The 11988-nt window shown below is 54.4% G+C and carries 9 protein-coding genes; 8 read left to right on the forward strand and 1 reads right to left on the reverse strand.

Going from position 1 to position 11988, the window contains the following annotated elements:
• Position 1: 1 nt before the first annotated feature.
• The 6 genes from ACFSX3_RS15660 (at position 2) to ACFSX3_RS15685 (ending at position 8581) form a co-directional block, all read left to right on the forward strand.
• A complete protein-coding gene (locus tag ACFSX3_RS15660) occupies positions 2 to 3922 on the forward strand; it encodes a non-ribosomal peptide synthetase (protein ID WP_379256216.1) in 3921 nt (1306 codons plus the stop codon).
• 329 nt (positions 3923 to 4251) lie between these two features.
• On the forward strand, positions 4252 to 4857 hold the full coding sequence (locus ACFSX3_RS15665; protein WP_209993120.1) for a 50S ribosomal protein L25: 606 nt from the start codon (positions 4252 to 4254) through the stop codon (positions 4855 to 4857).
• Positions 4858 to 5059: 202 nt separating this feature from the next.
• Positions 5060 to 6391, forward strand: a complete 1332-nt coding sequence (locus ACFSX3_RS15670; RefSeq protein ID WP_209993121.1) for a vWA domain-containing protein — start codon at positions 5060 to 5062, stop codon at positions 6389 to 6391.
• A 170-nt stretch (positions 6392 to 6561) separates the two neighbouring features.
• Entirely contained in the window at positions 6562 to 7203 is a 642-nt protein-coding gene (locus tag ACFSX3_RS15675) for a DUF4004 family protein (protein WP_209993122.1), read from the forward strand.
• Positions 7204 to 7236: 33 nt separating this feature from the next.
• Complete coding sequence (locus ACFSX3_RS15680; RefSeq protein ID WP_209993123.1) at positions 7237 to 7923, forward strand: hypothetical protein; 687 nt, start codon at positions 7237 to 7239, stop codon at positions 7921 to 7923.
• Positions 7916 to 8581 (forward strand): hypothetical protein, encoded by a 666-nt coding sequence (locus tag ACFSX3_RS15685; protein ID WP_209993124.1) that lies wholly within the window; start codon positions 7916 to 7918, stop codon positions 8579 to 8581. Before ACFSX3_RS15680 ends, ACFSX3_RS15685 begins: the two co-directional genes overlap by 8 nt.
• A gap of 2 nt (positions 8582 to 8583) precedes the next feature.
• Here the strand turns inward: ACFSX3_RS15685 and ACFSX3_RS15690 are convergent, their stop codons facing one another.
• Positions 8584 to 9210, reverse strand: coding sequence for a GyrI-like domain-containing protein (locus ACFSX3_RS15690; protein ID WP_209993125.1), 627 nt, complete (start codon positions 9208 to 9210; stop codon positions 8584 to 8586).
• 133 nt (positions 9211 to 9343) lie between these two features.
• Here ACFSX3_RS15690 and ACFSX3_RS15695 point away from each other — a divergent pair, with 133 nt between their 5' ends.
• Positions 9344 to 10222 (forward strand): SMP-30/gluconolactonase/LRE family protein, encoded by an 879-nt coding sequence (locus ACFSX3_RS15695; RefSeq protein WP_209993126.1) that lies wholly within the window; start codon positions 9344 to 9346, stop codon positions 10220 to 10222.
• A 268-nt stretch (positions 10223 to 10490) separates the two neighbouring features.
• A complete protein-coding gene (locus ACFSX3_RS15700) occupies positions 10491 to 11909 on the forward strand; it encodes a response regulator transcription factor (RefSeq protein ID WP_209993127.1) in 1419 nt (472 codons plus the stop codon).
• The last annotated feature ends 79 nt before the right edge of the window (positions 11910 to 11988 follow it).

The raw sequence follows: 11988 nt of genomic DNA on the forward strand, positions 1-11988 counted from the left end.
CTTGGAGTACCAAATGTATGAAACGTCCTCGGCGCAAAAAAGACTGTTTCTGATCAACGGTATGCTGGGGAGCAATATCATATACAATATGCCGTGCTGCCGGAGAATTGAAGGAGCACTCAATATTGAAAGGCTTAAAGAAGCTCTGCAGACTCTTGTGCACCGCCACGAGGGTTTGCGCACATCATTTGTGCTGAATGACGGGGAAGTGCTTCAACGGGTTGACCATACACTTACCGCCGCTTTAAGCATCCGGGATTACGGGACGCAGTTAGTTGACGGGTATATGGAAGCATTTCTCCGCCCCTTCACCCTGGAACAAGCGCCGCTCTGGAGAGCGGAGCTTATCCGTCTGGGACAGGACAGCCATCTGCTTTTGTTCGATATACATCATATTATTGCCGATGCCGTGACCATTGAAATCATCTTTGCTGAGCTGATGGCCTCCTATCAGGGGCAGGAGCTTGCACCCTTGGAGTTCCAATACGTAGATTACGCAATTTGGCATAACGACCAGCTCAAGGAAGTGAACATCCAGAGGCAGGAGGAGTTCTGGCTCTCCCAGTTTGCGGATGGGGTCCCTGTACTGGACCTGCCCTTCAGCAGAAACGGTCAGCGGGCGAATTATGAGGGCCGTTGCGTATCCCTGGCTATACCGCCTGAACTCGCAGTTTTATTCCGCTTGCTCTGTCTGCGCTACAATGTAACGCCATATATCTTGATGGTGGCCGTGTACGGGGTATTGCTCGCCAAATATACGGGCCAGGATGATTTGGTGATCGGAACGCCGGTGGCCGGACGAACTCATGCTGAGTTTGAAGGGATCGTCGGAATGTTCGTGAATACTCTTGCCCTGCGTTACAAACCGGCCGGAAACAAAAAGTTTTCCGACTACCTGGACGAAGTAGCCGACCATACCTTTATGGCTTTGGAGAATCAGGATTATCCGTTTGAAATGCTTGTGGAAAAAATAAACCCGGAACGAATTAACGGAAGAAATCCGCTGTTTGATGTCTGCTTTTCTCTGGAAAACCGTCAATCCGCTTCGGAAAGACCCTTACAAGGCCTAGGGTTCGAACCGCATGCCTTTGAGAATCGGATTGCAAAGTTTGATCTCAGTCTGTTCGCTTATATGACGGATGACGAGATCATTATGGAGTTTGAGTACCGGAGAAGTTGCTTTAGAGAGGATGAGGTACATCGCATGCTTCGTCATTTCAGCCGGATTCTCGAATCTGTATGCGCCGATCCTGATCTTCCGATCAGCCGGCTGGAGATGCTGACGGAAGAGGAAGGGCAGCAAATTCTCGTGGAATTCAATACTTCCCGCCAAGAATATCCGCAGGAACACACTATACACCGGCTGTTCGAGCTACAGGCCGAGCGGAGCCCGGACCGTATTGCAGTTCAATATGGAGAAGTCAGGCTGACTTACAGGGAATTAAACAAGCAGGCTAATCAATTGGCCCGGGTGCTTATTGACAAGGGCGTAGGGAGAAATCAGATTGTGTGTGTGCTGGCGCATACCTCTCCCGACACGATTGTCGCCATCTTAGCGATCCTGAAGGCTGGAGCTGCTTATTTAGCCATTGATCCGGAGTATCCCTCTGATCGGATTGCGTATTTGCTGGAGGACAGTAAGGCCAGGATCTGTCTGTTATCCCAGGAAAGGGACGATGATATTCCTGTATCAGGCATCCTCTTCCTGCCGGTAATGGCTAGCGGTTCACTTAGCGCCGATAATTTGCTGCCACGGGCAAGACCGGATGATCTGATGTATGTAATCTATACCTCCGGTTCTACCGGAACGCCAAAGGGCGTTTTGTTGGAGCACCGCAATCTGGCGCGGATCGTTATGGATGCGGGAGAATTGGTTGTCAATCCCGAAGATCGGGTGCTGCAGACCTGCTCCCTGGCGTTTGATGTGTCTGTGTATGAGATCTGGGGTACGCTTGTTAAAGGCGCCACCCTCTGTCTGCTCCGTAAAGAGGAGCTGCTGGACACTGAAGCGTTGCGCCGCAGAATGAACCAGTACGGCATCACTGTCTCCTGGTTCACTGCTCCTCTGCTCCACCAGCTGGTGGATATGGATGTAACGGTATTTACGGGTCTGCGCTGTATTATTACGGGAGGTGAGAGCCTGTCGCCGCGTCATATCCGTCTGCTGCTTGACAGTCAGCCGGGACTGACGCTGCTTAACGGGTACGGGCCCTCGGAGAGCACTATTTATACTTCGTTCCAGAAGGTTACGGAGGTTGACGGCGACAATATCTCTATCGGTAAGCCTGTACCGAATACCCGTGTTTATATTTTGGATAAGGAAGATATGCTTCAGCCTGTCGGCCTTCCCGGCGAATTATGCATTGGCGGAGACGGCTTGGCCCGCGGATATCTAGGTCAGCCTGAGCTGACGGCAGAGAAGTTCGGCCGTGACCCTTTTACCCCCGGCGGCAGAATGTACCGGAGTGGAGACAGGGTCAGATGGCTGCCCGGAGGGATGCTGGAATATCTGGGACGCTTCGACCACCAGGTGAAAATCAGGGGCTACCGTGTCGAGCTCGGTGAAATCGTCGTACAGATGACGAAGCAAGAGGGCGTCCGGGAAGCTGTGGTTACCGTCCAGAAGGATGCATCCGGGGCGAAAAGCCTGTGTGCCTATGTCGTGGGCAGTCTCCCGGTGGAACTGCTCCGCAAGCAGCTAGCAAAGACTCTGCCGGAATATATGATGCCCTCATATCTGATACCGGTGGAGAGTCTGCCGCTGAATACTAACGGCAAGGTGGACCGAAAGGCGCTGCCTGCCCCGGAGACTGCCCTGTCACGGAATTCAGTGGACGTCCAAGCTACACTGTCACCCTTAGAACAACTGTTACAAGTCATCTGGTCGGGTTTATTGGGAGCAGCCAAGGTAGGTCTGGATGATAATTTTTTTGCCGTGGGCGGACACTCCTTGCTGGCGGCTTCCCTTGTATGGGAGATCAATACCCGTCTAAACGTCAAAGCCTCGTTAGCCGATATTTTCAATTATCCGACGATCAGGGAACTGGGTGCGAGGATCAGTGAATTGGAGAGTCACCTGTTGCTCCGCGAGACAACTTTGGCACTGGGCAACGGATATGGTAGCTGCCTGGAGCAGCCCGCTTCACCAGCTAAATGTATCCTGCTGAAGCAGGGTGAAGACGAGAACCGGCAGTTGTTCTTTATCCATGACGGCAGCGGTGGAGTCGGTGCTTACAGGGAACTGGCAGACCGGCTGGACGGATGGACTTGCCGGGGAATCAGTCTGGACCTGTCAGCGGACCTGGCTGGTAAGCTCCGCACAATTGAAGAGGCAGCCAGACTATATCTGACACAGGTGCAAGCGGTACAGCCCTATGGGCCATATTATTTGGCGGGCTGGAGTCTGGGGGGCACTATTGCGTTCGAAATGGTCCGGCAATGGGAGCAACAGCATGGGAAGGTAGCCTTGCTTGCCCTTGTGGATACACTGCCTCCTGGTACTCACGGCCATGATAGCTTTGAGGAGGACATCCTCCAGTTGGAGAGCCATGCGCCCGATGCCCAGGAAGGGATTACGGTATTCCCGGATGCAGCTATTCCGCTTATTACTGATTTTGAATGGTTGACGCGGCGGCAGCGGCTGAACAGACTGCATGTTATCCAGCATTGGATAATGCTGCAACAGACATACCGTCCGAATAGTTCTGTCAAATCTCCAGTGATTCTGCTGGTACCTGAGCCGTTTATGAAGGGATCAGGCAAGGGCTGGAAGCAACACTGCAAGGGTGAATTAGAGCTGTTTGGAACAGAGGGCGACCATTACTCCATGATGGGCCCTGAGCATGCGGATGCTGTCGCCTCTGTTTTGCTACATTCTCTGAATGCCAGATTGACTGTTAAGCATGCCCATCCTGCGGAATGATTTTAAAAAATAATTGATTCTTACCAATACCGGGATTCCGGCGATGTCTTCAATATTCCTATGACTGTCTTGATGGGATTAAAGTATAATTTCAGTTAATATGGATATGTAATGCATAATACCCTATTTTGACTTGTCTATTTCCCGGTGCTATACTGATTCCACAGCAGGCAAATATGGTTAATAAGAGACTGATTAGACATAAGAGCTAATTGGTCTTGTTTTTTAATGCAGCTATGCTGACACTACTTGGCGTACGCCGCCCCGGGCAGTTTGCCGGCTTCTGAACGAAGGGCGTAGTGCTCAAAAAACTATTAGGAGGAAATATCATGAATACCACAGTACGCTTGACTGAAAGATCCGGATCGAATTCTTCCCAGCGCAGCAAAGGTTTTGTACCGGTTGTAGTTTACGGTGCAGGTTCAGATACCCAGTCCTTCTCAGCAGAGGCCAAAACACTTAATGAAATTCTCGGCAAAAACCCGCGTGCCATCCTGAAGGTGGAATTCCCGGGCTCCGGCTCGAAGAATGCGGTTATTCAGGAAGTACAGCGCCAGCCGTTATCCCGTACGCTGCTTCATGTAGATTTGCAGCAGATTGATATGAAGGCGGAGCTGGATACTAAGGTAGCCTTCCACTTGATCGGTGATCCTGTCGGCGTCAAGAGCGGTGGCGTGCAGCAGGTAGAGCTGTATGAACTGGACATCCGTACCCTGCCGGATAAGGTGGAAGCGAACTTTGAAGTAGATATCAGCGGTATGGAGATCGGTGATCAATTGCTGGTATCCGATCTGCCGAAGCATGAAGGCTGGGAGATCCTTACCCCTGAAGACACACTGATTGTGCGGATCTCGCCTCCGCTCGTAATGGAAGAATCGGCTGATGAAGCTACTGCCGCACCGGAAGCAGCCGAAGCTGAGAAGTCTGAAGAGTAAGATATTCCAAGCTGCATTCAATAATCCTATGTAAGCTTAGAACCCCGCAGGCTGCCTGTGTATAACGGCTATTCTGAGAGTCATAGTGTTTAGATTAACCGGGAGCAGACATATCCTTATCAGGGAATTGTCTGCTCTTTTTTGCAAAACGGGAATCTGGTACATCCTGGAATTACATGTGAGAGAGTAGGAGAGTGCATTCATGAATCCTAATATAATCAAGCTGGTAAGCGGCTCCAATGCGAAGCTGGACGAGGCCTCCACCCAGGCAACTGTGAAAATATCCTGCAGCAGTTCTCCGGCCATTCTGGATATTAGCTGCTTCATGGTGGGCGAGAACGGGAAGGTGCCGTCTGATGATTTCTTTATCTTTTATAATCAGCCGGCTGACCCCAAGCATACGGTCGTATTCAATCCTATCGATAAATACAGCGGGGAGTTCGCCATTGATCTGCGCGCACTCAGCGCCTCGGGCATTGATAAATGCGTCTTCGCGGCTACGCTGGACGGTCCCGGAACCTTCGCTGATGTCAGAGGCTGCAGAATCAGCGCGGCAGGGAAGGATACGGAGCTGGTGTATGAGATTGTGGAAGGCAATGCCGAGACCTCGCTCGTGCTGGCAGAGCTGTACCGCCACGGCGCGGGCTTCAAGCTGCGCGCGGTCGGCCGGGGCTTCCATGGCGGACTGAAGCCGCTGGCGGAAGCGCATGGGGTCGAGGTGGAAGACGAAGCGCCGGAGAACGGCAGCGGAGCAGAGGCTCAACCTTTGTCAGGTCATACGGAAGCAGCGGCTACATACAGCGGACCGCCTAAGGACACAGTCCAGCAGGAGGCTCCCCGGCCTGCACTGAACTTGACGAAGATTGACCTTCTGAAGCAGCAGGTCGGAATTTCACTGCGCAAGAAGAATCTCGACCAGGAGAAGGCGAGGGTGGCCGTGGTGTTCGATGCATCTGGCTCCATGGCGCAATTATATGCGAAGGGAGTCGTGCAGCGGGCTTTTGAACGGGTGCTGGCTGTGGCGGCCAAGATGGATGATGACGGAATGCTGGATGTCTGGTTCTTCGCTACCAAGAGCAAAAGAATGCCGAGTGTGAATGAACACGGCTATGAGGATTATGTGAAGCGGACCTATCCGGGACCGAAGATGTTCGGGGGACTGGGCATCGGGAACAACGAGCCGGTGGTTATGGCGGATCTGATCAAGAAGTATACGAAGGAGGAGCCGGGCGACCTGCCGGTCTATGTGGTGTTCTTCAGCGACGGGGGCATCTATGAGACGCCCAAAATATCGAAGCTGCTGATCCAGAGCTCGAAGCATAATATCTTCTGGCAGTTTGTGGGGCTGGGCAATGCAGATTATGGCGTGCTCCGTGAGCTTGACGATCTGCGGGGCCGTTATGTGGATAATGCTGATTTCTTCGCGCTGGATGATCTGGACGAGGTCAGCGATGAGGACCTGTATGACCGGCTCTTCAACGAGTACCCGAAATGGCTGCGTGAAGCCCGGCAGAAGGGCGTTGTGCGTTCGTAGAATGGAGTATAGAGGGCAGATCTGAAGCCGGGGAAGGGCTGGGTCTGCTCGTTTTTTGATGCATGGGTGGATAGGAGGTGGCAATGGTGAACGGGAGGGGATCACTTCAGGTAGCTTACCAGTTTACAACGTAACAGTGTTATGTTACGATGAGCGCGAGGAGTGGTGATATGGAAGAGGATTTAATCTCCAAGAAGGAGCTACTCGATGAGACGGGTATCTCTTACGGGCAATTGTACCGCTGGAAGCGGAAGCAGCTGATTCCTGAGGAATGGTTCATCCGCAAATCTACCTTTACGGGACAAGAGACCTTTTTTCCGCGTGCGCGGATATTGGGGCGGGTTCAGCATATTTTACAGAAGAAGGATGATCTCTCCCTGGATGAATTGGCGGGAAAGCTGTCAGAGCCGCCATCTTCCTACAAGATAAGGTTGACATTATCCCAGTTAAAAGAACGTAACATTGTTTCGGTTAGCAGTCTGGAGCGGTTCGGGAAACCGGAGATTGAAGGCATATCGCTTGCCTTCGAACAGATCCTTCATGTATTCGCAGCAGATTGGCTGCTCAGCAAAGGGGAACTCAACTGGGAGGAAGCGGACCAGCTCTATCAGACGCTGGAGAGCCATGCACCGGGGTACGGGGAGAAGGGGTGGGAGCTGTTTTTTGTGCGGAAGATGGGGGTCAGCTTCTTCATTATGGCTCTGCCGGGAGCCGGGCTGGCCTTGGATGACGGGGTAAGGCTGGTGAGCAGGCTTCGCTCTGCCGATCTGGCGGAACTGCTGAAGGGGCGATTGAGTGAAGGCGGCTTATAGAGTAAGGAACAGTAAATCACAGGAGGCTGGACCATGGAGAAGAATGAACTGCCGGATCTGGTGATGGATGGAGTCAACACGGCTGCCGGAGGCAGGTATCACAGCGTGAGTATCAACGGCGTAAGTAAGATTAACGGAGCGCTCAGCGCACATACCTACAGCTGTGACGGCGTGATGAAGCAGAACGGTGACCTCTCGGCGGAAGAGCTGGAGATGAACGGAACACTCAATCTGAAGGGCAATCTGCAGGTGGGCGGAATGAAGCTGAATGGGGTAGTGAACGGGGAAGGCAGTCTGCGGGGAGAGCGCTGTGAAATGGACGGTATGCTGAAGCTGAAGGGCAATTGTGAGCTTGAGGAACTGACCGGTGCAGGGGTATTCACGGTGGGGGGCCTGCTCAGTGCGGGGCGGATCGAGTTCGGGCTACAGGGTCACTCGGAAGCGGTAGAGATTGGCGTAGAGAGCCTGGTGATCCGCAAAAAAGGCAACGCGGCCTGGGGCAGACTGTTAGGCGGTATGATTCCCAAGCTCAAAATCGGGCTGCGTGCCAAGCTCATCGAGGGCGATATGCTAGATCTGGAATATACGAGTGCAGATGTAGTAAGGGGCGGTACGGTCATTATCGGGCAGGGCTGCTCGATTGGCCGGGTTGAATATAGAACGGGACTGACTGTACATCCCGATGCTCAGGTGGGAAAGGAGGAGAAGATCGGTGAATGAAGCGTTAGAACGCCATGACCTGAAGATACTCGGGACGTCGAGCTCTGTCGGCGGGGTTTTTAAGGATGTGAAGGTGACGGGAGAATGTACTTTTGGCGGGGACGTGGATTGTGTGAAGCTTGCACAAACCGGAGAGGTGGCGGTGGAAGGAAATCTTCGGGCACAGGATATCAAAATCACCGGGGAGTGCAAGGTGAAGGGCCGGGTAGACGCAGCCAGCCTGCGCGGACAAGGAGAGCTTACAGCAGGCGGCGGGCTGCGGATTGAGGATATCAAGCTCACCGGCGGGATCATAGTTACCGGCGACTGTGAAGCAGAGCAGGTGCAGCTTACCGGAATTATGGAGGTCAGTGGACTGTTAAATGCGGAGAAGCTCGACCTGACGTTATTCGGCCCTTGTAGAGCGGATACGGTCGGCGGCGGCAACATCTCCATCAAGCGCAGCCGTTCCGGCGCGTTGCTGAGACCCGGGAAGAAGATGAGCTTCGCAGCCCGGCTGATCGAAGGGGATCAGATTGAGCTTCAGCATACGCAGGCGCAGACCGTCCGGGGCGGCAGCGTTGTAATCGGGCCCAGCTGCGAGATTGAGACTGTGGAGTACCGGGAGCTGCTGGAGGTTCATAAGAGCTCGATAGTACGGAACACGGTGAAAATGTAACGTTAATCCTGCCGGACGGCCTTGAACCGCAGCACGGTTCGCAGCTTCTCCGGGCGGGCACGCCGGGCATCCGAGATATAGATTTCGCGGTGCAGGTGAGACTCCCGCAGCAGGCCCTGAGTAGAGCAGAATTGCTCCATTCTGGCGAAGCTGTGCGGTTCATCATCATAGGGGCCGAGATGCAGCATTTGTACACTCAGGCCGTCTTCGCAGCAGGCGAAGACAGCCTTGTCCAGCAGCGGGTGCGGCTTGCTGCGCTTGACCTGCTCCAGTACTTCAGCGGCCAGCGCCGGGGTGACGAAATCCGGCTGCCGGATCATTAAGGTGTATATTAGCTCGTTCTTATCAAGAACGGCAGAGCGGCGTCCGGCTTCGCTGAGATCCCATATCCCTTCCAGCGGGAAGACGGTGTAGTCGTAGTAGCCTTCGGGCGCGGGTCCCTTTCTCGGCAGCATCTTAACTGCATAGGACAAGGAATACAATACAGCGACTGCTTCTGCGAAAGCGCTGCCGTTGGGATTGCCTTCCCCCCGCAGGGTGAAATAAGGGAAGGCGGGAACCTGAATCAGACCCGGTTCGCTAGGGGGCAGGTATAGGGCTTTGTCTTGTTTTCTCCATTCGACCTTCATGCGGGTCACCTCAGTTCATAGGATTGTGCTGCATTCAGCATAACATGCGAACCGGACAGGTGTATGTCAGGTTGGAGGCTGGAGGCTGGAGGGGCAATAGTACATAGAAAGAGTATTTATTCGAGGAGGGTTTATGTTGAGCGGAACAATGGAATGCGTGGTTGCTGCGAAGGCGGCACTCGGAGAAGGTCCTTATTGGGATCACAGGAACGGCAGATTGTATTGGATGGATGTTGACAGTAATGAACTACATCTCTATGACCCCGGTAAGGGGACGGATGTTATTCATTCCTTTGAGCGAAAAGTAAGTGCAGTCGTACTGGCGGAGCGCGGCGGCTGGATTCTGACGATGGAGGACGGGATCTACAGATATATGGAGCATCAGCCTGTGGAGCTGCTGGCAGCGGTGGAGACCGGAATTCCCGGTAACCGGCTGAATGATGCCAAATGCGACAGCCGTGGACGGTTGTGGTTTGGCTCGATGAACAGAAGGTTTGCGGGAAGAGACGGCAGCCTGTATGTAATGGAATCCGCTGGTGAGGTCCGGCAGGTATTGAGCGGGATCGGCATCTCCAACGGCTTGGCCTGGAACGATAGCCTGGGACTCATGTATTACATTGACACGTTGACCAAGGGGATCGATGTAATGAATTATTCGCTGGCAGACGGCTCGGTAAGCGGGCGGCGGACGGTCATCCGGTTGGCGGAAGACGAGGGCTGGCCGGATGGAATGACGATCGACAGCGAAGGCATGCTTTGGGTCGCCCATTGGCGCGGGGGCTGTATCTCACGGTGGAATCCCCATACAGGCGAGCAAATGGAGAAAATCGAGGTTCCGGCGCATTATGTAACCTCCTGTACATTCGGCGGCGAGAATCTGGACGAGCTGTACATCACTACGGCATGCGGATACATGAGTGCAGAAGAGCTGGAACGCTGGCCGCAGGCGGGCGGATTGTTTCGGTTCAAGCCTGGGGTGAGGGGCCGGGAGGCTAATCGGGCGGCTTTTTAGAAGAGGGAAGGCGGGGTGCCTGCCCTAGTACCAAATAGCAGAAGTGGAGTTGTTTATACGGCGGATATTCTGCCTGTGAGCAGCTTTTTTTTTGTTGTGCAGGAGATGATGTGCTGGTGTGAGTGTGCGTGACTGACCCGCCTTTTTATTTTCAGAATAAACAAAATATGGTATTGTATCTATATATTGAAACGCTTCCACGAAGAGCGGTGACAAAGGCGGAACCCAATATCAATCATTATTCCTATCAAAAGCAAGGAGGACTTCGATGATTAAGGCTGTTGTCGTAGACGATGAGCGTCTGGTGCGCCAGGGTTTCATCTCACTGCTGGATTGGCCGTCCTTCGGGGTGGTGATTACCGGAGAGGCCAGAGACGGGCATGGGGCACTGGAGCTGCTGCGCGAGCAGGAGACGGATTTGCTGTTCGTGGATCTTTCGATGCCGGGGATGACCGGGTTCGAGCTGATCCGAGAGGTGAGGCTGCGTTATCCCGCATTACGCTGCGTGGTGCTGGCCTGCCATCATGAATTCGATGATGTGCAGGAGGCGCTGCGGCTGGGAGCGGTAGATTACATTGTCAAAACGCTGCTGGAGCCGGAGAATGCCGATGAAATCATCCGCAGACTGGTGGAGCGGATCAGGTGGGAGGACGGGAATAAAAGCACCCCTGCAAAGGCAGAGCAAAGGGTGATCGCTGAGGACAAAGCGCTGCTCTATGTGCCGCTTACGCCGGAACTGAAGGAAGAGCAGTTGTATGCGCTCTCTATGGTGAGAAATTCCACACTACATGCTGTGCAGGGGATGTGGTTGTCTCCGCTGCCGTATCCTGTGGATGCAGCGCGGATCGGAGGAGAGCTGGGCGCGGTGCTTGGGACAAGCTGGACAGCGGCGCTGCTGGAGGGGGTGCGCGGTCAGCCGCTGAAGAGAATCGCTGCGGTTGTGGAACAGTCGGCGCGGCAGGCGCTGTTCTATGCGGCAGGCGGCCAGGCGGTCCCGAGGCTGCACTATGGTGAACTGCAGACGCTGGCCGCGCAGCAACAGCCGGAGGCGGGCGCTCCTTCGGCGCTGGTGCAGGGACAGAATCTCCGCTGGACGCTGGAGCGGAGAGAATGGGACCTGTTCACCAGCGGGGTTGTGTCCCAGCAGCCGGGCCCGGCTGCGGTGGCGGACTTTGGCCTGGAGCTGCTGCGGAGCTGGAGCCGGCTGCTGCTTACAGCGGAGGATGCGCAGCAGCTTGCGCTGGCAGCAGAGGGCAACCGGACCTGGCGGCACTGGCAAGTCTGGCTGCACCAGTTCACGGGGCATGTGCAGCGCCGGATGATTGAGCTGAACCTGAGCCAAGAGGTGATGTTCTGCCTGATCACCGCCGTGCGTTATATGAAGAGCCATGCCGGAGAAAAAATTAATCAGGGCGACGTTGCCGCCGCCATCCACATGAGCCGGGGCTATTTCAGCCGGTGTTTCGCCCGGTTCGCCGGTGAGACTTTCGGGGAGTGCCTGCGGGGCATGCGGCTGGAGCTGGCGAAATCACTTCTGCTGGATACCCCCGTCCCGGTGTGTGAAATTGCCTGCCGGTCCGGCTTCGGGGATGACCGTTATTTCAGCAAGCTGTTCCGCGAGCATGTCGGCAAGCTGCCGAGTGAATACCGCGCAGAAGGGCTGGCGGAGCGTTTAGCCGCAGACTGAGAGCCATGCAACTGCGCTACCTGTCATGCTGCTGATCTCTCTGTCCCGTAACCCGTCATACGCGGCCATCGGGCATCCC

Source organism: Paenibacillus rhizoplanae (assembly GCF_042684125.1).
Lineage (GTDB): Bacteria > Bacillota > Bacilli > Paenibacillales > Paenibacillaceae > Paenibacillus_AQ > Paenibacillus_AQ rhizoplanae.

What these genes read in the sequence shown, in the direction of transcription:
- ACFSX3_RS15690 (WP_209993125.1), bottom strand. Translation starts at nt 9,210, where the DNA reads ATGAAGGTCGAATGGAGAAAACAAGACAAAGCCCTATACCTGCCCCCT.
- ACFSX3_RS15680 (WP_209993123.1), top strand. Translation starts at nt 7,237, where the DNA reads ATGGAGAAGAATGAACTGCCGGATCTGGTGATGGATGGAGTCAACACG.
- ACFSX3_RS15675 (WP_209993122.1), top strand. Translation starts at nt 6,562, where the DNA reads ATGGAAGAGGATTTAATCTCCAAGAAGGAGCTACTCGATGAGACGGGT.
- ACFSX3_RS15665 (WP_209993120.1), top strand. Translation starts at nt 4,252, where the DNA reads ATGAATACCACAGTACGCTTGACTGAAAGATCCGGATCGAATTCTTCC.
- ACFSX3_RS15700 (WP_209993127.1), top strand. Translation starts at nt 10,491, where the DNA reads ATGATTAAGGCTGTTGTCGTAGACGATGAGCGTCTGGTGCGCCAGGGT.
- ACFSX3_RS15670 (WP_209993121.1), top strand. Translation starts at nt 5,060, where the DNA reads ATGAATCCTAATATAATCAAGCTGGTAAGCGGCTCCAATGCGAAGCTG.
- ACFSX3_RS15695 (WP_209993126.1), top strand. Translation starts at nt 9,344, where the DNA reads ATGTTGAGCGGAACAATGGAATGCGTGGTTGCTGCGAAGGCGGCACTC.